The sequence below is a fragment of the Cellulophaga sp. L1A9 genome (assembly GCF_009797025.1).
Taxonomy (GTDB): Bacteria; Bacteroidota; Bacteroidia; order Flavobacteriales; family Flavobacteriaceae; genus Cellulophaga.
In genome coordinates this window covers 3,527,678-3,552,156 of sequence record NZ_CP047027.1, presented here as the reverse complement: position 1 = coordinate 3,552,156, position 24,479 = coordinate 3,527,678, and the positions used below count along the sequence as shown (strand labels likewise).

Annotated in this window: 25 protein-coding genes and 1 tRNA gene; 6 read left to right on the top strand and 20 right to left on the bottom strand. The window is 33.7% G+C overall.

Features of this window, described 5'->3' with window-relative positions; all coding sequences use genetic code 11:
- Positions 1-4: 4 nt before the first annotated feature.
- Positions 5-1,204, top strand: coding sequence for a class I SAM-dependent methyltransferase (locus GQR94_RS15730; RefSeq protein ID WP_158976747.1), 1,200 nt, complete (start codon positions 5-7; stop codon positions 1,202-1,204).
- Here GQR94_RS15730 and GQR94_RS15725 read toward each other — a convergent pair.
- The 7 genes from GQR94_RS15725 to GQR94_RS15695 form a co-directional block, all read right to left on the bottom strand.
- A complete protein-coding gene (locus GQR94_RS15725; RefSeq protein ID WP_233268355.1) occupies positions 1,188-2,108 on the bottom strand; it encodes an alpha/beta hydrolase in 921 nt (306 codons plus the stop codon). The genes GQR94_RS15730 and GQR94_RS15725 overlap by 17 nt on opposite strands.
- An 8-nt stretch (positions 2,109-2,116) precedes the next feature.
- Positions 2,117-2,857, bottom strand: a complete 741-nt coding sequence (locus GQR94_RS15720) for a M15 family metallopeptidase (protein ID WP_158976745.1) — start codon at positions 2,855-2,857, stop codon at positions 2,117-2,119.
- Between the two features lie 35 nt (positions 2,858-2,892).
- Positions 2,893-3,609, bottom strand: a complete 717-nt coding sequence (locus GQR94_RS15715; RefSeq protein ID WP_158976743.1) for a gluconate 2-dehydrogenase subunit 3 family protein — start codon at positions 3,607-3,609, stop codon at positions 2,893-2,895.
- 3 nt (positions 3,610-3,612) lie between these two features.
- Entirely contained in the window at positions 3,613-5,331 is a 1,719-nt protein-coding gene (locus GQR94_RS15710) for a GMC family oxidoreductase (RefSeq protein ID WP_158976741.1), read from the bottom strand.
- A gap of 36 nt (positions 5,332-5,367) precedes the next feature.
- A complete protein-coding gene (locus GQR94_RS15705; protein ID WP_158976740.1) occupies positions 5,368-6,081 on the bottom strand; it encodes a PHB depolymerase family esterase in 714 nt (237 codons plus the stop codon).
- A 110-nt stretch (positions 6,082-6,191) separates the two neighbouring features.
- Complete coding sequence (locus GQR94_RS15700) at positions 6,192-6,860, bottom strand: bifunctional 4-hydroxy-2-oxoglutarate aldolase/2-dehydro-3-deoxy-phosphogluconate aldolase (RefSeq protein WP_158976738.1); 669 nt, start codon at positions 6,858-6,860, stop codon at positions 6,192-6,194.
- 221 nt (positions 6,861-7,081) lie between these two features.
- Positions 7,082-7,969 carry a LysR substrate-binding domain-containing protein gene (locus tag GQR94_RS15695; RefSeq protein ID WP_158976736.1) on the bottom strand — a complete coding sequence of 296 codons (888 nt, stop codon included), beginning with the start codon at positions 7,967-7,969 and terminating at the stop codon, positions 7,082-7,084.
- A gap of 67 nt (positions 7,970-8,036) precedes the next feature.
- On the opposite strand from GQR94_RS15695, the gene GQR94_RS15690 reads away from it, so the two are divergent.
- From GQR94_RS15690 to GQR94_RS15670, 5 genes are all read left to right on the top strand, one after another.
- On the top strand, positions 8,037-8,942 hold the full coding sequence (locus tag GQR94_RS15690; protein WP_158976734.1) for a DUF1338 domain-containing protein: 906 nt from the start codon (positions 8,037-8,039) through the stop codon (positions 8,940-8,942).
- 217 nt (positions 8,943-9,159) lie between these two features.
- Positions 9,160-10,140 carry an alpha/beta hydrolase gene (locus tag GQR94_RS15685; RefSeq protein WP_158976732.1) on the top strand — a complete coding sequence of 327 codons (981 nt, stop codon included), beginning with the start codon at positions 9,160-9,162 and terminating at the stop codon, positions 10,138-10,140.
- 32 nt (positions 10,141-10,172) lie between these two features.
- Positions 10,173-10,589, top strand: coding sequence for a DoxX family membrane protein (locus GQR94_RS15680; protein WP_158976730.1), 417 nt, complete (start codon positions 10,173-10,175; stop codon positions 10,587-10,589).
- Positions 10,590-10,593: 4 nt separating this feature from the next.
- The gene (locus GQR94_RS15675) at positions 10,594-11,577 is read left to right on the top strand and encodes an NADP-dependent oxidoreductase (RefSeq protein ID WP_158976728.1); all 984 of its coding nucleotides are present in this window, start codon (positions 10,594-10,596) and stop codon (positions 11,575-11,577) included.
- A gap of 93 nt (positions 11,578-11,670) precedes the next feature.
- Positions 11,671-12,477, top strand: coding sequence for a phospholipase A (locus GQR94_RS15670; RefSeq protein WP_233268353.1), 807 nt, complete (start codon positions 11,671-11,673; stop codon positions 12,475-12,477).
- A gap of 75 nt (positions 12,478-12,552) precedes the next feature.
- On the opposite strand, the gene GQR94_RS15665 is transcribed toward GQR94_RS15670, so the two are convergent.
- From GQR94_RS15665 to GQR94_RS15610, 13 genes are all read right to left on the bottom strand, one after another.
- The gene (locus GQR94_RS15665; RefSeq protein WP_158976724.1) at positions 12,553-13,140 is read right to left on the bottom strand and encodes a hypothetical protein; all 588 of its coding nucleotides are present in this window, start codon (positions 13,138-13,140) and stop codon (positions 12,553-12,555) included.
- 29 nt (positions 13,141-13,169) lie between these two features.
- Positions 13,170-13,985, bottom strand: a complete 816-nt coding sequence (locus GQR94_RS15660; RefSeq protein ID WP_158976722.1) for a hypothetical protein — start codon at positions 13,983-13,985, stop codon at positions 13,170-13,172.
- A 97-nt stretch (positions 13,986-14,082) separates the two neighbouring features.
- On the bottom strand, positions 14,083-14,877 hold the full coding sequence (locus GQR94_RS15655) for a hypothetical protein (protein WP_158976720.1): 795 nt from the start codon (positions 14,875-14,877) through the stop codon (positions 14,083-14,085).
- Positions 14,874-15,668, bottom strand: coding sequence for a hypothetical protein (locus GQR94_RS15650; protein ID WP_158976718.1), 795 nt, complete (start codon positions 15,666-15,668; stop codon positions 14,874-14,876). Before GQR94_RS15650 ends, GQR94_RS15655 begins: the two co-directional genes overlap by 4 nt.
- A gap of 99 nt (positions 15,669-15,767) precedes the next feature.
- Positions 15,768-16,442, bottom strand: a complete 675-nt coding sequence (locus GQR94_RS15645) for a hypothetical protein (protein WP_158976716.1) — start codon at positions 16,440-16,442, stop codon at positions 15,768-15,770.
- Positions 16,443-16,688: 246 nt separating this feature from the next.
- Positions 16,689-17,174, bottom strand: a complete 486-nt coding sequence (locus tag GQR94_RS15640) for a hypothetical protein (RefSeq protein ID WP_158976714.1) — start codon at positions 17,172-17,174, stop codon at positions 16,689-16,691.
- Positions 17,175-17,401: 227 nt separating this feature from the next.
- Positions 17,402-18,031 (bottom strand): hypothetical protein, encoded by a 630-nt coding sequence (locus GQR94_RS15635; RefSeq protein WP_158976712.1) that lies wholly within the window; start codon positions 18,029-18,031, stop codon positions 17,402-17,404.
- A 74-nt stretch (positions 18,032-18,105) separates the two neighbouring features.
- Positions 18,106-18,948 carry an IS3 family transposase gene (locus GQR94_RS15630; RefSeq protein ID WP_233268683.1) on the bottom strand — a complete coding sequence of 281 codons (843 nt, stop codon included), beginning with the start codon at positions 18,946-18,948 and terminating at the stop codon, positions 18,106-18,108.
- A gap of 35 nt (positions 18,949-18,983) precedes the next feature.
- A complete protein-coding gene (locus GQR94_RS22480; protein WP_034669045.1) occupies positions 18,984-19,250 on the bottom strand; it encodes a transposase in 267 nt (88 codons plus the stop codon).
- A gap of 91 nt (positions 19,251-19,341) precedes the next feature.
- On the bottom strand, positions 19,342-21,444 hold the full coding sequence (gene tssD, locus GQR94_RS15625; RefSeq protein WP_158976710.1) for a type VI secretion system tube protein TssD: 2,103 nt from the start codon (positions 21,442-21,444) through the stop codon (positions 19,342-19,344).
- A gap of 278 nt (positions 21,445-21,722) precedes the next feature.
- Positions 21,723-21,796, bottom strand: a tRNA-Arg gene (locus tag GQR94_RS15620).
- Between the two features lie 161 nt (positions 21,797-21,957).
- Positions 21,958-22,788, bottom strand: a complete 831-nt coding sequence (locus GQR94_RS15615; protein WP_158976708.1) for an endonuclease/exonuclease/phosphatase family protein — start codon at positions 22,786-22,788, stop codon at positions 21,958-21,960.
- Between the two features lie 80 nt (positions 22,789-22,868).
- On the bottom strand, positions 22,869-24,320 hold the full coding sequence (locus GQR94_RS15610) for a sodium:solute symporter (protein ID WP_158976706.1): 1,452 nt from the start codon (positions 24,318-24,320) through the stop codon (positions 22,869-22,871).
- Positions 24,321-24,479: the final 159 nt, after the last annotated feature.

Sequence of the window (24,479 nt, the reverse complement as noted above, 5' to 3'; positions counted from 1 at the left end):
CACTTTGAATAAATATATATTAAATACTGGTGTTCAAGAATTTATAATAAATAATTGGAATACTGACATCATGTCAGTATTGCTTAAAAAACAACAATTCACAGGAGTAACTCAGAAAGCGCTTTCAGAGCAGTTAGAAGCCAAGAAAAAATGCAAAGACAAGCTTCCTACATGGTTTAAAACAGCACAAATATATTATCCTAACAAACTAAACATTGAACAAACCTCATCGGAAACCACCGCCCAATATAAGACAACTATTGTAGCGGGAAATACGTTACTAGATCTTACTGGAGGCTTTGGTGTGGATAGCTATTTTTTCAGTCAAAAAATCAAAGCTGTTTACCATTGTGAATTGAATGAAAATCTTTCTGAAATTGCCCAATATAATTTTGATATTCTCGGTAGAAAAAACATTACTTGTATCGCTGAAAATGGCTTAGAATTTTTAGCAAAAACTGAACTGGATTTTGATTGGATATTCATAGATCCTTCTCGCAGAAATGATGCGAAAGAAAAAGTCTTTTTCCTTTCGGATTGCCTCCCTAATGTTCCTGAGAACTTAGCTCTTCTTTTTTCTAAATCTAAGTCCTTACTAATTAAAACTTCTCCCCTATTAGATTTTACGATTGGCATCAACGAACTAAAATTTGTAAAGGAAATTCAGGTGGTTGCACTGCAAAATGATGTAAAAGAATTACTATGGATAGTAGAGAAAAATTACGACAAGGAAATTAAAGTCAAAACGATCAATCTTTCAAAAAGTAAGACAGAGACTTTTGAATTTGCTTTGAACAATGAAAAGAAGGTGGTTTCTAGCCTCTCTGAACCCCTCACTTATCTTTACGAACCCAATAGTGCTATTTTAAAATCAGGTGCCTTTAAGAGTGTTGGAAATCATTTTAAGCTAAACAAATTACATGAGCATAGTCACCTCTATACCTCTAATGACTTACTAGATTTTCCTGGAAGGATATTTAAAATAGATGCCGTTATCCCTTTCAATAAAAAAGAAATTCAAAAGCAGAAGATAGTTAAAGCAAATATCACCACGCGAAATTTCCCTGAAAGCGTAGCTTACATTCGCAAAAAATATAAAATCAAAGATGGTGGACATACCTATCTATTCTTCACTACGGATAGTAGGGATAAATTAGTACTCCTAAAATGCTCTAAAGTACAGTTCGCTACTTCTCCAAGCTAAGCATCCAAGTCATCAGCTGATTAGGCCAATCTTTTAAAAACTCATCGTGAAGTCCTAAGCCAAATCCGTGGCCGCCTTTCGGATAAACAAAAAGTGTTGCCGGCACTTTATTTGCTTTTAAAGCGGCATAAAACAACAAACTATTTTCAACAGGAACCACGGTATCGTCTGTAGCATGTACTAAAAATGTAGGCGGTGTATTTGTGGTTACCTGAGTTTCATTTGAAAATGCTTTCACTTTCTCCTCAGATGGGTTTTTACCTAAGAGTGAGTTTTTAGATCCTTGATGTGTCTGCGCTTTCATGGTAATCACCGGATAAAGCAAAGCCATGAAATCTGGTCTTGCGCTTATCTCATCTATACTATCCTGTTTTGCATAAACAATTTCATTATAATGCGTTCCTAGTGTTGACGCCAAGTGCCCTCCTGCAGAAAAACCAATGACACCAATTTCATCACTATTAATATTCCATTTTGTAGCATTCGCTCTAGTAATGCGCATAGCTCTTTGAGCATCTTGCAATGGCACTTTGTAAGCCTCTGTTAGAGATTTTGAATTTGGCAATCTTGATTTTACGACAATTGCTGCTACCCCTTTAGCGTTTAAAAATTTGGCGACATCGGTACCTTCCCAATCATACGCCAAAAACTGATAACCACCTCCTGGAAATATTAGCATGGCCTTCCCTGTAGCACTTCTTTTCGCTGGTAAAAAAACTTCTAGTATAGGCTCCTGCACCCACCTAAAACGTAAAATTTCTTTAGCATCTTTTACTTCCTTTTCATCTGTTTCCACACGATTAGGAATTTCTTTAGTCCAAATAGGCAGTATAGTATCCTGTGCATTTCCTAGAATACACATAAATAACAACAGTAAAAAGCATACTTTATTTTGATTCATCATTTAACTTCTTATGACTCACAGTCCCATTTAAAATTAGCAATCTTAGCATTACTACCCGCACTTAAATTGTAATGCCACCATTCTGTTCTGATAGACCAAAATCCAAAGGATTCCATCGTTTCTTTCAACACTTTACGATGGTCTAATATTTCTTGCGGTAAGTTAAGATTATCGTGATACGCTTTCTTCCCGAAAAAATCAAAATCGGTTCCCATATCCACATCATCTCCTTCTAAAGTCACAAGCGTAATATCTACCGCTCCCCCTTTATTGTGAATGGACCCTTTTACAGGATTAGCAACATATTGAGGATTTGGGACAATCTCCCACATTTTGTATTGTACAGAATTTGGCCGGTAGCAGTCATAAAACTTAATCTTATACCCTTTTTCCATAAAAGCCGCATTAGCTTTGAGCAATGCTTTCGCTGTTTTCACACGCGTATAGCATTCCGCACAATCATAAACTTTGGCTTTTAAAAAATTATTAGTAGTGGCATACCGCAAATCATACACAAAATCATCACTATAATCCGCTAAACGAATAAACGTAGTATCTGCTATACCTACTAAACTTTTTAGCTTAGGCTTCTGTGGCGCTACAACAGGTATTGTTACCGGTTTTTGATCCTCTTTTTCTATTACAACTTCTTGGGCTTCACTTTTGAGATCCGTGGCTTTGTTTTCTTTACACCCAAAACACAAAAACAGTGTATTGATTGCAAGTACATAAAAAATAATTCTAAACATGATTAGTATTTAATTTATTTGGCTTTGCTTGTTAATTACGTCAGCAAGTTACCCTTTTCATCCCACTCTGCTTTTGTATTTCGCTTACTTTGGTCTACACATTTTGCTAACCATTCATCTTCATACGCCACACCGTGTTGTTTTAGCACATCTTCAGGAACACCGTCCCATACATTTGGTGTATTACCCACATATCCTAAATCTTCAATTCCTATTTTTGACGTATAGTAACCCGTTAATGTTAAGTTACGCATTAAGGAGAAAAACTGAACCTCTAAAGGTCTTTTAGGCTCTGGCACTTCAACATCTGGGTAGGCTATGGTATCTAATATTAGTTTTTGCTGTTCTGGCGTAGCTGTTTTAAATTCTACGCCAAAATCTTTATTACTTTTATGATCCAACCACATGAAACCACCACGAATAGGGGTTTGAAATTTTGGATAATCTTTAGTCATAAACTCAATAAAGTCTATCACTCCAGCATCGGAAGCACTGCCATACGTATCATTGGCAGGAAGAATTAAATCTACTAAAACCGTTAAGGTTTCTACTTCGTGCGCATTTAAAAATTGGGTTGCATTGAGTTTTGCAATCTGTTCTTTTTCTTCTGGAGTTCTTCCAAAATGAGCTTCTGCTCCTGAGGCGATATTTTCTCCTGTTGGCTCCACATTCTCTGGTTTACACCCATTTAATGCCAAACCACCTGCAACTCCTCCTAAAATAAGCGATTTTATACTTTTTCTTCTATCCATCTTTTAGATATTTTGCATTTTCAATTGTTCAATAATATAGTCTGATGTTCTCCAAGACAAGGCTAAAATAGTCCACGTTGGATTTTTATCTGCTTGAGAAACAAACGGACCTGCATCTACAATAAATACATTATCTACATCGTGTAATTGCTGAAACTTATTCACTACTGATGTTCTTGAGTCGTCTCCCATTCTAGTGGTTCCAACTTCATGTATAATCTCACCAGGCGCATAAATTCCATTTTTCTGTTCAATAGTTGGTTTATCACCTAATAAATGCCCTCCTACATTATGTACAATTTCCTCAAAAGTATCATGCATGTGCCCCACTTGATTAATTTCATCATCCGTCCATTTATAATTGAACTTCAATACTGGAATACCAAATTCATCTACTTTAGTAGGGTCTATTTCGCATCTATTATCTTTCTGAGGAATAGATTCTCCACGCCCTCCAAATCCCATTACAGAACCATAATATTGTTTCACCTCTTCTCGTAGAGGATTACCATAACCTCCTACATTTATTCCAAAATATTTATTAAACTCATTATGGTTAAATCCAAAGCCATAACTAGGCATTCCCATTCCTCCCCAAACTTCCACATGATAGCCACGTGCAAAATTTAAATTTTTATTATCTAGCCACCACGGGGTATATACATGCATACCACCGACACCATCTTCATTATACACTTTACGGTTCATCAAATCCGGAATAAAAGCAGACCGGCTACCTCCAGTTGAATCATGTAAATACCTCCCAACAATATTACTACTGTTTCCTAAGCCATTAGGATGTTGTTTGCTCTTTGAATTTAAAAGAATACGCGCTGAGCTACAAGCTGATGCCGCAAGCACAACTACTTTCCCTTTTAATTGGTACTCTTTTCTATCTTCTTTATTAATGTACGAAACTCCAGTGGCTTTCCCTTCTTCATTGGTGGTTACCTCTCGCACCATGGCATTTACAAAAAGATCTATTTGTCCGCCATTTTTTTGCGCTGGAAAGATTAAACAGGTACCTGCAGAAAAATCGGCATAAACAGAACAAGCTCTAGAACATTGTCCGCAATAAAAACAGATGCCACGTTCATCATTTATTCTCTTGGTCAGCATAGACATTCGTGAAGGATATACCGGAATGTTTGATTTTCGCGCTCCTTTTATATAAAATAACTCGTGCAAGCGTGGTTTTGGCGGTGGAAGAAAAAATCCATCAGGATCATTAGGTAAGCCCTCATTGGAGCCAAAAACGCCTATTAGTTTATCTACTTTATCATAATAAGGTTTTACATCATCATATCCTATTGGCCAGTTATCGCCCAGCCCATCCATATCCTTACGTTTAAAATCATTAGGCCCAAAACGCAATGAAATTCTACCCCAGTGATTTGTTCTACCTCCTAGCATCCTAGATCTAAACCATCTAAAATCTGTACCTTCTTCGGTGGTATATGGTTCCCCTTCAATATCCCAGCCACCATAAGCGCTATCAAACTCCCCAAATGGGCGTACTGTATTTGCACCTCTACGGGGAGATTCATAAGGCCATTTAAATTGTGTTTGCTGCTCTGGTGCTGCAGGGTCAAAATACGGACCAGCTTCTACAACAGCCACTTTTAAACCTGCTTCGGCGAGAATTTTAGTAGCCATACCACCGCCTGCTCCCGAACCTACGATTATCACATCATAAATGGTAGAATTTTCTATTATCTGCATAAAATTATTGGTTTGTTTGATATAATCGGAGTCAAGTTACATCTTTTTTTGCTTTTCAAACCACTTAAATAGGTCTGGATTTTTATACACCACATCCCAAATGGCATGCCCGTAGTTGTCATAACTCGTTAAAGTGACGTTATAGCCTAATGATTTTAACCTATTGACCATTTCTTCTGATTCGGTATACGGAATGATTGTATCTTTCCTACCGTGAAAAACTTTTATAGGTAAGCTTTTATCTATCCAATGCGCATAGGGTGTAGGAGCCATCCCGCAAACAACCGCTAATGCTGCAAATTTCTCAGGATATTCTATGGCTAAATCCCAAGCTGCTGCCCCACCACGACTTAAACCTGATAAGTATACTTTTTTTTCGTCGATATTATTTTGAGCAATAATAGTGTCTAATAGCTGCATTACCCCCGCGGTATTCCACATTTTATTCGGTTCACGCAATTGAGGCACTAGAATTAGAAATGGGTAGGCTGTTCCATCAATTAAAGCATCTGGTGGTAACATTTCTTGAGTTACCTCTGTTGGAATGCTCCCAGCACCATGCAAAAATAACAGCATACCGTATTTTTCCTTTGACTTAGCCTCATACCCTTCAGGATAATATAAATAATAATTTATTTCTTTGGTAACTACCGTTTCTAGGGCACCTTCCACAAGTGTACTTTGCGCCGCACAGGAAATGAATTGAAGTGTAAAAAGTAAAAGCGTGGTAATTTTAAGCGTTTTGTTCATGGCTCTTTTTGAAAGCCAAAAGTTACAAAAAAGTGAGGGGTGCGCATAAAAAAACCCTGAACAATAAAATTGAACAGGGTGTAATGTTTGGTACGTATTTATTTTTAAAACTAAGCTCTTAATCTTTTAATTAAGGCTAAAGTTTCTCTAACTGTCTTTTCCAAACCAGCATAATCTTTATTTGCTAAAATTTCTTTACTAATAAGTTTAGATCCCATACCTACACAAGTAACACCAGCATCAAACCAACCTTTTAAGTTTGCTTCATCTGTACTTACACCACCTGTAGGCATAATGCTTGTCCATGGTTGTGGGCCTTTAATTCCTTTTACAAATCCTGGACCGTATAAATCCCCAGGGAAAAGTTTAACAATCTCGCATCCTAATTCTTCAGCTGCATTGATTTCTGTTAATGAACCACAGCCCGGAGACCATAATACTTTTCTACGGTTACATACTTGTGCAATATCTACACGTAATGAAGGCGTAACGATAAAATTTGCCCCCATTTGCATGAACATAGAAGCTGCAGCAGCATCTGTAATAGAACCAACTCCTAAAATCATTCCAGGAAGATCTTTGATAGCATATTTATTTAATTCAGAAAAAACTTCAAAAGCGAAATCACCTCTAGCAGTAAATTCCATTAAACGAGCTCCACCATCGTAAACTGCCTTTAATACTTTTTTTCCTAATTCAACATCAGGATGATAAAATAAAGGAACCATTCCGTTTTCCTTCATCACATTCGCTACTTCAATTCGAGTGTACTGTGCCATTTTTAAATTATTTTTTAAGTTTTAGAAATAGATTGAAATGAAACTAAAATCAACCTACTTTTAATTTTTAATGTTCTTATCTTGAATTCAAATGTACAATTTAAAATTTTTAATTAAACGATTAACCATCAATAAAAACGCAACAAGTTTAAAAATTCACATTTTAATTCACTAACGTATATAAAATGAATACTAAAAAATTCCTTTTAAAATACTAGCGACTAGAGTTGCGCTAAAAAGTGCTGAAGTGCGGCATTTTTATTCTCTTTCTTCCATACTGCAAAAAGTGATGTGGTATGGGTTACATTCTTTAGTTCTATAAATTTTATATTATAATTATAATCATCCCGCAAAGAATTTGGTACAATTGCAATACCCATTTTATTTTCTACCAACTTAAAAATTGTGGGTCCATGGATTGATTTGTGTGAGATTTTTGGACTAAAACCATACTCCGCACATAAGTTTAAAATTTGCTGATAATACAAGGGGCTATTTTCATTGGGAAAAAGAATAAAAAACTCTTCCGAAAAGGTACCCAAATTTTTAAAATTATCCCTATCAACAGGATGGTCTTTTGGCAATACTAAAGAAAAGTTTTCACTATAGACCAATTTCAATTGCATGTTGGCAGTAACGGAGTTGGAACGCATAAAACCAACATCAATAGTATCAATCTCCAGTGCTTTTAATTGCTCTTTGTTGATAAGCTCCTCTAGCTTAAGGTTAATTTTTGGTTGTGAAGCACTATACTTTTTAATTATAGGCGGCAAATAACGATACATCGCAGAACCAACAAAACCAATGGTGAGCTGCCCCTCTACCCCTTTTAGTTGTAAATGCCAATGCTCAAGAGAATCATCTACCTGTTTTAAAATACGCTTTGCTTCTACTTCAAATAAAACTCCTGCTTTAGTTAAAGCCACTTTCCTATTCGTTCTTTGAAACAACTGTTCGCCCATTATGGTTTCTAAGTGTTTAATCTGCTGACTTAAGGCGGACTGAGATATGAATAATATTTCTGCACTATGAGTGTAGTGCAAATTTTCTGCTAACACCAAAAAATACCGAAGTAATCTAAACTCCAATTGATTAGTTTTACTTATCATTTAACAGTTAATAAGAATTGTTTCAAATTAAAAGTACAGCTATTTTTGATAAAAATTACATTCAGTTATGGTATCAAATAAAATTAAAGCCTTAGAAGCTATATTAGATGCGCTATTTATTCCTTATAAGAACAGCGTTCCAGATGTACTAAAAGTTACAAATGGTATGATTTCTGAAGGGATTATCACTAAGGAGAATGAAATTATTAATGATCATATTGCTTTTAGAACTTTAGGAGTTCCACATTTAGGGGTAGCTTCTTTTGAAAAAATATTCTTGCACTACGGATATAAAAAAAAGGATTATTACTTTTTTGAAGGAAAGAAATTAGATGGCTATTGGTACGCACCACCTGCTGATCATTTACCACGAATTTTCATGAGTGAATTACGCGTTCAAGATTTACCTGAGAAGACACAGCAAATTATTTACCGTTATACACAACATATTACCAGTGACCCTGTAGATGCTTTAGATTTAGATGCCATAGAAGCTGTAGGGTCTTTTTTTCATAAAGCCCTTTGGGACCTACCTACATTATCTGATTACTTGGCACTTGCCGATGAAAGCGAATATGCTGCTTGGGTGATTTATAATCGCTACTATCTAAATCATTATACAATTAGCGTTCACGATTTACCTAATAACTATAATACGGTAGAAAAATTCAATGTCTTTCTTGAAGGTCTAGGCATAAAATTGAATACTGCAGGAGGTAAAATTAAGGTAAGCCCAGACGGACTATTAAAGCAGAGCAGTACCGTCGCTAAAACTTTTGAAGCAAGGTTTGCAGACGGTGAAACCTATGAAATATCGGGAAGTTATGTAGAATTTGCAGAACGTTTACCTTTAAAAGAATTTACAGATCAGGGGTTAACAAGCTTTACTCGTAACCAACGACGTGATGGTTTTGAATCTGCAAATGCAGACAAAATATTTGAAAGCACCTACAAAGAACAGACCAAAAAATAAAACTCTTTTTAAACGAAATGTAACAAAAAAATCCCTCAGAATATTTTGAGGGATTTTTTATACTTTAACATAACCTAATATTGCCTCCTTATATTTACAAATACTTCTAAGACAAATTTGTACTAAAATACAATTTTTGTCAGCTTTACCGCTATGGCATTATTACTGCAATTAATTTTATAGTGAGACACATGAGTAGCGCTAAAAAGTAATTTATATGCAAGAGGAACATTTTAAAAATAACAACTATACCTCTGATTTACTGGGGAATGGATTTGAAAAATTAATCCTGCACTTTCCAGATGATTATGAAGGTAAAGTTATTGCTACCTTAATCCGAAAATGCGCCGAAAAAGATTCTCAAAAAGCAATTTTATACATACATGGCTTCAATGATTATTTCTTCCAAAAAGAAATGGCGCAAAAATTTAATGACCAAGGATATAATTTTTATGCTTTAGATTTACGGAAGTATGGAAGATCTTATTTGAGTCATCAAAAGTTTAATAATGTACGATCCATTCGTGAGTATGATGAAGAACTGAATCTTGCGTTGCAAATAATTAAATCTGAAAATAATAACCAGGTGCTATTAATGGGGCATTCTAATGGTGGCCTCATCACTACAAATTTTGCGATGAATCATTTGAACAGTACGCTATTTCATGGCTTAATAGGAAACAGTCCATTTTATGAATTTAATTTAAATTACTTAGAGCGTTCCATAGGGATTCCTATACTATCCTTTCTAGGCAAGTATTTCCCCGACACCCCTATATCAGGAGGGTTTTCAGAAAACTACGGGTATAGCCTACAGAAAGACAAACATGGAGAATGGGATTATTCACTCATTTGGAAACCTTACAATATACAGAAGGTTAATCTAGGTTTTATTAGGGCAATTCATAAGGCACAAAAAAACTGCAGACAGAAGCAAATTTTAGCTGTACCCACACTTATCCTGCACAGCAGCCAGACCATTAGCGAAAAACATTGGTCTGATAAATTTAAAGAAGGAGATGCAGTTCTTAACATACATCATATTAAAAAATACGCTCATAAACTTCAAGGCAAGGTTACCGTGACTGAAATAAAAAACGGTTTACATGATCTAATTCTTTCTAAAAAACCCATTAGAGAAAAGGTTTATAAGGTAATATTCGATTGGATTAATACTAATTTTAATAAGACGCACTAAACTTCTTATAAGGCCGTACCTATGCAAAAGATATGAAAACAACACGCACGCAAAATATATTTAGAATTCTATTAGCTCTTTTCATGATCTATGCGGGCTATAGCCACTTAACATTTAATCGGGTAGATTTCCAGGCACAAGTTCCTGACTGGCTTCCAATCTCTAAGGATTTGGTGGTGGTATTATCCGGTATTGTAGAAATTGGATTGGGACTCTGTTTATTATTATGGAAAAAACATCGAGCAAGAGTTGGATGGGTATTAGCACTATTTTTTGTTTTAGTATTTCCAGGGAATATTTCTCAATACCTAAATGGAAAAGATGCTTTTGGCGCTCTTAATTCTGATAGCGCAAGATTAATCAGACTCCTATTTCAACCTGTTCTTATTGCGTGGGCACTTTGGTCTTCAGGTGCATGGCAATCTTGGAGAACATCTAAAAAAAAATAAACTTATGAAAGCATTACAAATAATAAAATACGGAACAATTAAAGATGGACTATCCCTAAATGAGATAGAAAAACCTAAGATAAAACCAAAAGATGTTTTAATAGAAGTTAAAGCGGCTTCACTAAACCCTATTGATTATAAAATTATTGAAGGACATCTAAAAGACATGATTTCCTTAAAACTCCCAACGACCATTGGCTACGATGTAAGCGGTGTAGTCGTTGAAAAGGGAGCTGAGGTTCATAATTTAGAAATTGGTTCTGAAGTATACTCTAGAGTACCTCAAGAACAGATGGGAACTATTGCAGAATATGTAGCCGTTACCAGCGAACTTGTTGCTAAGAAACCAAAAAATGCGTCCTTTGAAGAAGCCGCGGCATTACCATTAACAGGACTAACTGCAATACAAGCCTTAGAACGTGTTGGTTTAAAAGAGAATGATAGGATTCTTATTCATGCAGGATCTGGTGGTGTTGGTAGTTTTGCCATCCAGTATGCAAAAGCAAAAGGAGCTATTGTGTACACCACGACCAGTACCAAGAATGTGGATTGGGTGAAAGCCTTGGGTGCAGATCGCGTAATTGATTATACTACTGAGGACTATAAAGAAGTTGCCAATAATTTAGACATTGTTTTTGATACCTTAGGAAAGGACTACACTTTTGATGCTTTTGATATTATCAAGGAAGGCGGAAAAGTAACCACTCTAGTGGGACCTCCTGATAAGGACACTGCCAAGCAAATGGGGATAAAGGATTATCAATTACCAGAAAGACTGTCTCATCTCATTGAAAAAAAATCTGCACAATATGCATTAACTTGGATGCAACCTAATGTTGAGCAGCTGGATATTATCGCAGCCATGGTTGAAGATGAAACTATTAAACCTATAATTGACCTTATCTATGCAATTGAAGACGGTATAGCAGCTTATGAATATTTGGCAACAGGAAGCGCAAAAGGCAAAGTAATTATTAGCCTTTCTTAAAAAGGTATATTCCGAAAATTATAAAGAACAACCACGAATAACATGCATAAAAAGCCACCTTATCTTTCCATCTCAATGGTTCTATTATTAACCATGATATGTATCTTTTCTAACCAGGTCATAGGGCAAACCTTAACACGTCAAGAATTTAAGGACACCATACAACAAATGCCTTCTTTTACCATTCATAAAGATAATTACTTTCTAACCGGTGTACCCACCAACAAGGAAATAAATAGTACTACTGCGAATGCAAAGTATCAAGTTAGCTTTAAACAAATAATTACAAAAGATATCTTGCCTTGGAATACTTATTTATACTTCACGTATAGTCAAAAAGCATTTTGGGACATTTATAAAGATTCTTATCCTTTTAAGGAAATAAACTTTAACCCTACAATTGGAGTAGGAAGGGCATTTTTTGATAAGAATGATAGATTACGAGGTATAGGTAGTCTTTATTTTGAACATGAATCTAACGGGAGAGATAGCATTTATTCCAGAAGCTGGAATAGACTTAGTCTTGAATACAATAGGGCTATTGGCCCAAAAACCATTTTAAGAATTAAAGGATGGATTCCTTTTGGGTACAAAAGTGGCAACCCGGAATTATTAGACTACGTAGGTCTAGGCGAATTAACCGCCTCGCATGACTTTGTAGAAAACAAGTTTAGTATTGAAATGAAATTCAGGAAAGGACTGAAGTGGGATACTAAAGGAATGATACGCACACGCTTTTACTACCGACCTTCTAAACATAAATCTAATCAATATTTTATGCTGGAATGGTATGTTGGCCAAGCCGAGAACCTAATTAATTACGAAAATTTCACTTCTATGATAAGGCTAGGATATGTTATTAAAGCTGATGAATTTAATTTTTTAAAAGGAAGGAAGTGATTTTCTAGTAGATCCATTAAAAAAACTTGTGACGCTATCAAAGAAAAGTAGACCTTTTAGCTATCTGCGAGCCTATTAATTTTCAACTTTTATCGTATGTCTCAAACCTAATTCATTTTCATAATTATAAAAACTAAAGGAGAGATACCCTCTTATGTCATCAGTAATCTTCTGTTCAAAAAAACGAGGTGCTATTTCACTTTTACTAAGATCATAGACTTTCCGCTCTCTATTTTCTTCTAAATACACGGCATTTTCTAAGAGGCTATTTTTTTCTTTACTTTTAATAAACATTCTATATCCAATGTAAATATCGAAAATCTTTGTTTCATAACTCGAGAATTTTACACCTCTCGGAGGAGGTGCTAATTTATGCTTATCTGTATAAATCAAATACTTACTGGGATTATGATATCCAGAACCACCTCCGGAATTCATACTAAGCCTGCTTGTTCTTATAGTGTTTGAATAATTACTTTTTACCTTAATTCTATAGGGTTTTAATAAAATTACAACCACACTATCAGCCATAGTGATAGACTCCATAATTTTAAGGGGTGCATCGGTTTTCTCAAAACTTAATTCTACGTTTTCTTCCTGAGATCTACAAGAAATGACTATTGAGACTACTATAGCAAAAAGGATGTAGGCATGTTTCCCCATTATAGATTTTAGTGTATTAATTATAAGGCTTACTGTAAGTCCACCGAAAGTTCCTGAATTTCTTTAATATCCAAAGCACCAATGGCAATATCAAATTTTAAAAAATTCTTGTCCATTTTTAAAAGATTAGAAAATACACAGTCTTTATTTTCATGTTGAAAATCTCTAAAAGAAGCTTTAACACTAGCTCTAAATTTCAACGGCACTCCATTAATAGCAATATTATAATAACTAAGGGTATCTATATTTTTTGCTTTTACCGTTAGTGATATCTTATCAATAGCACCGTCCTTGACCTCTTGAACTTCATGGTGGACATTTGTATTTAAAAAAGCTTTGTGATCCAAATAGGTCCGTTCCATTTTAGCCAAGGCCAATGAATTTTCATAGGGGTATAAGTTTGAAACTATAGTTTGTCCTTTTTCAACTCCTATAGTACTTACTTGTATATAATTAATAGTACTTAAAGTAACACCGGTAATAGGAAATGTAGCGGTAACAAAACCACTTTGAGAATTTAAATAGAAATTTGATGCGCTTTTTTGTCCGATAAGATAACTGGATTCTTTTTCAATGTAACCCATACTTGCCAATACATTCTCTAAACTATAGTCGTTTTTATTTTCAAAAGATCGCTCATCTAATTCAAAACTTACTTGAATAGAATCTATGCTGCAATTTTTGCTGAAATAGCTCTTTAGTTCTACTTCATTTGTATTCGAAATTTTTTTAATGGTAACTAAATCACATTTTGAACTACTTTGTTTTTGCTCTTTCTTATTTTTCGAGATACATGACGAAAGCAGGAGCGTGATACCTAGTACTTTTATAAAAATAAATTTCATAGTGATTTAATCAAGGGACTAAAATAATAGTTTGGAAGTTCTCAAACCATCTATCTGAGAATAAAATTTTAGAAAATTTTAATTCATCGTGTGCTATTTATCTCAATTGTTGCTCAAACCTCAAGACCCTCCCATCATTAGACCTCAGAATTATATCCTTTCCGTTCCATTTAAATAAGTAATTAATACCATCCAATTTCATTTGGTAATACCCATCTAAATAGTAACCTGTGAAATTAAATGTCTTGAAATTTTGAGAGTTTACAACTTCATTTTTTAATACATCAAAAGTAACAGCCTCATCAATTTTATTTTCATCAACATCAAACAAATCATAAGAGTTATTAAATACTGAAACTGCAAGAACATTTTTTAGTAAGTTGGGATCCGAAAATCGAAAAGAGCCAATACCATCAGTATACGAAATACTATCATTTTCAGTAATAAAGCTAATCTGATTTTTACGCTTAGCTATAAAAATTGAATCCGAAGATTTATAATTGTTCTTATTCCAATTAGTTAAATAGTAGGTAGAATCATTAATTTCTAAAACTCTGACTTTTCTATAATCAAGATTAGCACTTTGGGAAAAAATAATTTTCTTGTCCCAATTTTCAATATAAACCGATTCAAAAGGATATTCCGTATTATTTCGTTCTACATAACTAATTCCATCGCAATAAATATCTTTTACAAAATTAGTGGGAAGCCATGATTTATTGTTAACTGACTTTAAATAATCATGCATTAAATTGATACTGCAGGGTGTAATGCCCTTTTGCAAATCTAAAGGACTAGTATTTATACTTACTGAATCTGGCTTTGTGGTCTTTTTATTTATACAGGAGTTTAATATAAAAAAAAGCATAATAGCGTTAACTGCATTCCTCATTTGACACCTTTTATTTTGATAAACTTGCCATCATCTGAAATTTTATAACGCTCATAGCTAACAGTTTCTACTTCAAAGCCATCTATATTTTGAAAACTTTTCACATACCAAATGTAATTTTCATCTATATAACAACTTTTATTCACTAGCGTTTCTATGCGAGAAAATTCGTAAGTAGGTAGAACATCTAGAACCAGACCATTTTTCACGACTAAATATATGGGATTATAATGTATATTATTCTCGTAGGCAACAAGCCCAAAGACCATATTTCCCTGTGTATCTGGTAGTTTTATAAATGCTGAAACCTTAGGATTTAATGGGGTAATTCTGGAGTCATTATATTTCAAAAGTATTTTATTAATTTCAGAAATACTTTCTCCTAAATTGAAACTTTTATTTTCGGGTTGAGAAGCTAAATTGTCTTCTCGATTAAAGTGAATAATTGAAAAATATGCTTGTGCATAATCTATACTATCTTTAGACATATACCCCTCTTGCAGTAAAGAGCCCTCTAAATAACCCCCACCACAATACCAATGATCTGGAAAATCAGAATCTATTATCTCCTTTTTCCCATAAGGGAGTTCCATTTTCAGTGACAAAGAATCTAGTATTTTTACATCAATAAAAGTATTCTCTTTTTTAGGAGAATTAAAATTTTCAAAAGATTCTAAATAATTTGTACACTCCTCTGCTATATCAACAGTTATTTTATCCTTACTTGAGTTCTTACAAGATAAAACGTTAAATACACTAATTAATAAAAGACCTACAGCTAATTTAAACATCGCCCCTAAAGTATTATAGTTTTTTTAATTTATAATAGATTCGGAAATTGTAAATTATCTCGCTCCCTCTTTATTAATAGACATTACAATTTAGAACAATTAATCTAGTATCTTAAAATAACCTTCTCTATTAATTTTAAATTTCTTAAAATCTCTAATTGAAATATCCCCTTCTATATTCGTATAAATAGCAGTACTAATATTCCAATTTTTACTTATATAAAAAAACCTAGATTCCATACTATGTGTTTTAATGGTATGATAATATATATTGCATATATCGATAATTTCGCCACGTTTTGAGGAAATTAAATACAAATTTTCTATTCCTTTTTTATTGTCGTAAACTCTGTTATATATGGTTTTTAAAAAGAATATTTTAAAATTCCCTTTTTGAATATAAGAGCTTGAAATAAAATAACTTCTTTCCTTAAGGTTAGCATAGTAATTATTACTTAAAGCTATATTCAATGAATCTTTACTCTCTTGTATAAGTTCATTAAACAGTGCATGATTATTAATACTATCTTTAAAACCTAAGTTATCAATAGTTAGTTCTGTACTATCTAAGGCGTCTTTATAATTATTATAATTAGGATTTTTTGCAGATTTTAAACGAGTTATTTTTGAATACCCTAATGGTGGATTAAGGGTATGTACATTTAAGGTATCAATAGTAAATTGTAGTAAAATATCACTAGTTCCTATTGAGCTCACATTGTTTTTGGGAATATTTGTCTCAATTTTAGATTTGCAAGAAATTAATAGTATCAAAAAAACAAATAATATGCAGCTATATCTCATTAGTTAACATTATGCAATCGATTCATAAACTTTAGCTATATCATTTCTTCTCTCCTCAAAGTCCCCCAATTAGCATGACAAGCAAAGTCAAAACCTAAACTCAACAAGAAAAACAAATTATCAGAGAGTTAAAAAATAACACAGCCACGAGAGCGACGCTCGCGCTAGCAAGGGAACAACAGTAACTCATTTTTTTAAAATTTTGTTTTTAGATATTCACCAAATCTCCTTTATAGTGTTATTAAACTCTTCAAATTCCTTAGGAACGGATATTTTACCCATTCTCCAAATTATTATGCTATCGCTTTTGGTTTCAATTGCTATTAACCAATCTTTACCTTCATTGACACCAAAACTTCCGATTGTTTTACTTTTCAACTCTTCCTTAGATATCATTTCGAAAATATTTTTTCCGAAAAATTCATTTTTCATTCTAAGAATGGTGTCCTGAAAATTAGAATTATCCTCAATATTAAAAGATTTAATTTTATAAATTGAATCTCTAAGTATTATAAGAGTATACTGCTCTTTAATATAATTTGGATTAGTCATCCCAGAAGTTTCGCCTATTCCAATTAAGCGTATTTCACTATTTTGAGTATTAGTATTATTAGTAGTCGTAGTACTCCCTTTTAAATCTGGTTCCTCTTTACAATTAGAAAAAGCAAATAAACAGAAAACAAAAAAGTATCTTAGAGTCATAATTAATAGTTTTCGATTAAACTTTCATCTTTTTTTATAATATCCCGTTGAAACTTAAAAATGAATACATTTTTCCTTTGTATTTCTCCCCGCTCTACAAAATCTTCTAATTAAGCACAACAAACAAAGTCGAAACCTAAACTCAAGAAGAAAAACAAATTATCAGAGAGTCAAAAAAATAACACAGCTACGAGCGTGACGCGCGCGCTAGCAGAGGAAAACTTTACTTAATCTAGATGCCGGGCTGTGCTAAATATAAGTTCTTTTATTATTTTACCAGTTTTAGCATCTAGGTGAAAAGCTTTAACATTAGCGGTATTAATTAATTCTTGTGGCTTATAAATTATAGCCCATATATAATCTCCAGATTCGTCTGATCTATGTATTTCTACAATCTCCTCTTTTTTTATTTTATGTTCTCCTAAAAATCTTTGAACATCTTTCCAACTAAATTCATAGGGTTCATCGTGATTCTTATAGCTTTTAATAGTACCCTGTTCGTCATACCAATACTGTATATCATTGTTAAAACCATTTATATAAAAATTCCCATACATTTTTATAGTTCCAGATGGGTAGTATTGATATATATCTTCAAAAACAGCATCTTTTTGTCTTATTGTTTTTTGATATCCGGTTAAATTATTACCTCTTATATATATGTATATACCAGTACTAAGGGTTTCCTCATAATCATATTGCCTATAATTTTCGGATCCTTTGGCTACCGATGTACTGTTAGCCTTTTTATCTAATTTAAGGACGTCCAATTTATCATTTTTCATAAACACAGTATCAGCCTTTTTAATTTGATAACTTTGCGCTGTTATTGCTTTATCTGTAAATTGAGTAGTCATTGTTTTATTTTGTATTATTTGCCCAGAGCAGTTTATTATATAAAGTGTGCATAGAAATTGTAGACTTCCCCTTCTTAGGACACCTCTAATTTCGATAAATAATTATTATTTAGCCCAGATTTGATGAAGAATTTAAATTCTTCATCAAATCTGGGCATGAATTCTTTAGGTGATATATTACCTAAAGATTTATGCGGGTGATTAAAATTATAGTCTTCTCTCCAGTTGTCGCTTATTTTTTGAAGTTGATAAATGTCATTGAAATAATAGGCATCTAATATATCCTCCCTAAAGAAACGGTTAAATCGTTCTATATATCCATTTTGCATTGGCTTTCCCGGTTGGGTATATTTAATTTCTATAAAGTTCTTTTTACACCAGTTCATAAAAGTCTTAGAGATAAACTCCGGGCCATTATCACATCTTACATATTTGGGTATTCCTATTTCCTCTTTTAGGCATTCAAGAGTTTCTACAACAGCTCTTGCTGGATAAGAAAGTCCTGCGTCTATTGCTAGAGCTTCCCGATTACAGTCGTCTATAACATTAAACACTCTGAGCTTTCTACCATCAGTAAGGGCATCGCTCATAAAATCCATACTCCAACACTCATTTAATGTTAAAGGTGTTTCTAAAGGTTGTTTTATACGTTTAACCAAACGTTTTTTATGTTTACGGCGCAGACTGAGTTTCATCTCACGGTACACACGTAACACTCGTTTTCTGTTCCATTTTAAGCCTTCACGACGGATCTTATAATAATATTCATCAAAACCTCTAGTTGGGTATGATTCCGCTAACGCTGTTAGCTTATCAATAACCTCACTATCATCTTTCTTACTTTGGTAATACCACATCGATCTACTCAGTCCTACAATATTACAGGCACGGATGATAGGAATTACAAACCTTTTGATGAGATACTTTACACGAACTCTCTTGTCGGAAGGCTTTAGAACTTTTTTGACAATACGTCTTTAAGCATCTTATTATCAAGACTCACATCAGCATACATCTGTTTAAGTTTATTGTTCTCTTCTTCAAGTTCTTTTAAACGTTTAAGCTGCTGTTGTTCCATACCGCCGTACTTCTTTCTCCAATAGTAGAAGGTGCTTTTGTCAATTCCTAATTCTCTAGATAAATCACCTACGGATCTTCCTTGTTCATTTTCCTTAAGAGCTTTAATAATCTGGCTCTCGCTAAATTTGCTGTTTTTCATTGTGACAGTTTGAATTTAAAGTTAGTAAATTCGAATTATAAACTGTCCTATTTTTAGGGAAGCCTACAAAATTTAAATATTGTTTTCATACTTATTTTTCTTTTTCATTTTTTCTCTTCAACTTTTTCCACTGCCATTCCCAAGTACTAATCTGTTTAAGAGGCCCTTTAGGAGATTTAGCATATTCTGAAAGATGGGAATAGTCCATAATATTTTCTGTTTGACCTATTTTGAAGGTATGCGATGCATCGTTATTAAAACTATGTTCAAGCCCCATACAATGCATCAACTCATGAGCTACAAAAGACGGTAATGGTTTTTTGTACATCACGCACTCCTTAGATTTAATACCGTTCGCATGCCCTCCTAAAGGTGTAATCTCTCCCGTAATCGGATGCAAAGTTCCTCCATACTCACCAAGAAAAAATACTTTATAATAGTTTTTGTACTTGGCATTACTAGAGTCAGACTTAAATTGTTTTTTTAAATAACTCCCTAAACTCTTGCCTTTACTATCACTATACTTATTAAAAATACGCTTACTAATTAAAGGATCAAAAATTTTAAACTCTTTATGAAGGGTCTGTACTTCGGGTTTCGTTAAATCAGATAAATCTAAGGTGCTATTTTCAATATCAATACTTATCAATGCTTGTTTTAAGAATGGGCTAAGATATTTTTCTTGAACAATTAAATCCTCAGGGCTAATTCCATCCACATAACAACCCCGAGTATTAATATCAGTTAGTACGTTTACAAATACAATTTTACTGACCCTCCTATTTTTCTTGTCATTTGCTTTTACTTTAAGCATTCCAGATAGTATAGGTGTATCTAGTGTACCATTACTATTCTTATTTGCCGCCCAAACTTTAATGGTCTCATCTTTGGGTAAATTTTCTACACATTGTAATTGTATGTTTATCTTATTTGGGCTTCCTGCTGTGGTAACATTTTTCATAGCAGTAACTAATTTAAAGTGTTTTAAGGTTGAGTCATCTGGAGACTCTATGGCTCCTACAATATCAAAATATTTTTTAGAAAATTCAATGTATAGTTCATCAGGCATAACATCAATTTCAGTAAGTAACTCTAATTCAGCATATGGAATTTCTGTTGAATTAGAGCCTTTAAATATACTCAACCAAGGCGTGTAATATTCTATCGTATTACCGGATGAACCTTTTCTGTTGTTGATGTTTTGGGGATCATATCTTTTTTCTAAATTTTTATATTTTGCAGGCGTAAAAACTGCTCCTGGTTTTGTTGCCGGAATTTTTCCGTATTCCCCTACATTTTCTTCATAAGGAACATCCCCATCTATATTTGTATCTCCAATACGCATCCAATCAAAACCAAATTCCCCTTTCCAAGAACTATGTGGTCTAAAATGGAGCGTAGCTTTTGGTTTAGGTTTAATTTCTAATACTTCACTATTCTTGCTCTTTCCATTATGCTCTACTTTTGCAATAAGTTTGTCAATATCCGAAGTTTTAAATTCTTCCCATTGCTCTTTTATTTCAAAAGGTGTGATTTCAACTAGGCCATCTTCTGTAACAGATTCTGTAAAAGAAAGTTGAGTTTTACCGCTTTCAAATTCGGTCCCATCCTCTTTTACTATCATAATATTTACAGTTGTTCCCACTGGATTATTTATCTCAACAATTAAACTAACTTGTTGAGTTACTCCAATTTCTGTAATATCCTCTTGTTGTTCATCTGTATTTACCCATGAAATCCTGGTAATCTTGGTCTGAGGTATTTCTTCAATAGCTACAGGAGGCGCCTCCGCAAACGGATTACTCGGGTTCCAAACTTTCTCAAAGATGACATCCCGTACACGCTGTATCCCTGGAGTAATGGTGAGTTCCATTTTTAACGGGTCATGACCCGTAGCGCTAAATTGTTCTTGTAACCCTACGCAACAGCAATTGGCGAATTCAAAATCAAACAATTTACTCAACCCATCCTTTTTAAAGAAACGGATATACCCATCATACATTTGGTAATCATCTAACATCCATAAATGAAACAAAGCATCATCACCGGTAGCTTCTATGACAAAGTTTATTTGTCCGCCTTCCACATTTGCCTTAGGCTTCCCCCTAGCATCAAGAAGTTGATGGTATACATAATTACCATTGAGAACATTGCGTTGTTCTCCGTTGATAAAGAGTTTTGCTAGAAAAGCCATAGGTTACTGGTGCTTGTACTGTTTAACTGTAGAAGGATAACACAATTGTACTACTAGTGTATACAAGAAGATAAATTATCATTAAGAATCTTTGTACCAGACCCTTACTACTGAACAGCTAAAAATAAGCTAAATAGGTAAACTGATGGTATATTATTTCTAATTTACGATGAAATACACGTAAATTTTCTATAGTTACGGAGTGCGTTTTCATGAATAAGGAGAATACGAAAGTATAAAAACAAAAAAAGTCTCTGAAAATTCAGAGACTTTTGATGTGATGGCAGAAGGATTCGAACCTTCGACCGCCTGCTTAGAAGGCAGGTGCTCTATCCAGCTGAGCTATGCCACCTACACTGAAAGAATTAAATTTAATTCTTAGAGGCTGCAAATATACTGTTTTCAATAAATAATCTGCAACTAAATTTTAAGTAATTTTAAGAATGTTAAATTTAACTTTGCAAAAACTTAATTATGAATGCATTAGGGTTTAAAAAAAAATCTGATTTACCTTCATTTAATTTCAAACTCAATATACACTGGCAAATGATCTGAAGGATATTTTAAGTCTTTAGAATCACTCAATACCGCATATTTAGTAACGTTCATAGTAGTTGGAGTGATAAATATATAGTCTATCCTTCTTTTTACGGCTGTAGTAAATTTAAAAGCGTTAAATGTACCTTCTGGTCCAAAACTTAGACGGGCCACCTCCTTAGCGTCGCTTAACACCTTCTTCACGCTAGCAATAACAGCATCATTAGGCTCTAGATTAAAATCTCCTGTTAAGACTACAGGATAGTCTTTTGTATTTAACTGTTTTATTTTATCCAGAATCAATTGCACACCTTTGACTCTAGCTATAGCTCCTTTATGATCTAAGTGCGTATTAAATACCCAAAACTTTTCTTTTGTATCCTTGTTGGTAAACAATCCATAGGTACACACTCTATTGCAAGCAGCATCCCAATCCATAGAAGCTTCTTTGGGGGTTTCAGATAGCCAAAAGGTATTTTCTTCCGTAACCGTAAATTGTGATGAATTATAGAAAATAGCAGAATATTCTCCTTTATCTCCTCCATCTCGGCCCACACCAATAAATTTATAGTCTTTTAATTGCGTTGCTAAATAAGCAGTCTGTTGTGGTGTTCCTTCTTGAATACCAAAAATATCAGGACTATAGAATTTTAATTGATCTACTACAAAATCCTTTCGCAAGGGCCATGCATTTTCTCCATCTGAGGCCACATCTAAACGTATATTATAACTCATGATAGAAGTCACTTGTCCGTAACCCATAGCTGAAAAGCAAAAAATGGTAAGTAAAAAATTTACTAGTTTCATCGTATATGTTTTAAATCAATCACAATACTAAGGAATAACAATCAGCCTACCTCTATCGTAATCCTATGAAAATGTTAAGCTTACTTTTTTCGCAAAAGCAATAAACCTAGAATAGTTAAGCCAGCATTAACGGCGATGTTCACAAAACCAAAATCGAACTGAAATTTTGATATTAAGAACTCACTTAACAAATAGGTAGCAAAAGGTGCTAGAAGGCAAACAAAAGGAACCCATTTATCTTTAAGTGTAATTTTAGTAAACATTCCTAATAGAAATAAACCTAACAACGGCCCGTAAGTATACCCTGCAACTTTAAAGATTAACGAGATTACATCGCCTTTACTATTTGCAAAAAGCATAATAATGGTAAATATAATTACAGAAAACCCAAGCAGTACTTTGTTTTTTAAACTTTTACGCTGTGCTCCAGATTTTTCTGAAATATCTAAAAAATCATAGGTAAATGATGTTGTTAAAGCGGTTAAAGAAGAATCTACACTTGAAAAAGAGGCAGCAATAATTCCTAATAAGAAAAATATGGCTGCAAAAGCACCTAGGTGATTTAAAGCTAGATTAGGGAATAAGGTATCTGTATGGATCAATTCTCCTGCATCATTAACAGGAATAGCTATTCCGTTTTTCTCTGCATAGATGTATAATAAAACGCCAAGACCTAAGAACAAAAACTGAGTTGCCGCCAATATTAAACTGTAGGTCAGCGTATTTTTCTGAGCATCCCATTGGTTTTTACAGGTGAGGGTTTTTTGCATCATGTTCTGATCTAAACCTATCATGGCAATAGCTACTAAAATCCCTGCAATAAATTGCTTGTAAAAATTATTTCCAGAAGCACCGTCCCAATTAAAAATATCAAAATAACGATGGTCTGCAACAGCAGTAATCGCTGTAGTAAAATTTAAATTTAATGAGGTAGTGATCGCATAAATAGAAATAACAGCTCCTAAAATCAAGAAGGTGGTTTGTAAGGTATCTGTCCAAACAATAGTTTTAATCCCTGATTTATTGGTGTACAACCACACCAATAAAAGAATGATAATTACCGTAATAAAAAATGGAACATTCAGCGCATCGAAAAGAGCAAACTGTAGAATTTTAGAAGCCAATAACAAGCGGAGGGCTGCGCCAAAAGATTGTGATATTAAAAAAAACAAAGACCCTGTTTTATAAGAATTTACGCCAAACCGTTCTTTTAAATAACCATAAATGGAAACCAATTTAAGCTTAAAATAAAGCGGAATTAAAACAAAAGTGATAAACAAATACCCTACTACATTCCCTAATATAAATTGATAGAAATAGAAGTTATTGTTCCCTACCATTCCCGGAAGCGATACAAAAGTTACTCCAGAGAGCCCAGCGCCTACCATACCAAAGGCTACTAAAAACCAAGGCGATTGACGGTCTCCCGTAAAATAAGACTCATCGCTCCCGTTTTTAGAAGTGAAATGAGAAATAACCATTAAAATAATAAAGTAAATAGCAATAATGCCTAGAACGTAGTATGGATTCAAATTGATACAGTTTTAAGAGGATTAATTTAGCGCTTTTTTTTAGAACAACTAAGAACATTTGCAATCTCTTAGCAGATCCGCAAAAAAAAGATCCACACTATTAAGGAATCTCTTTAAACGACAGTCACTTATACCTCATGGATTTATGTTAGTCTATAT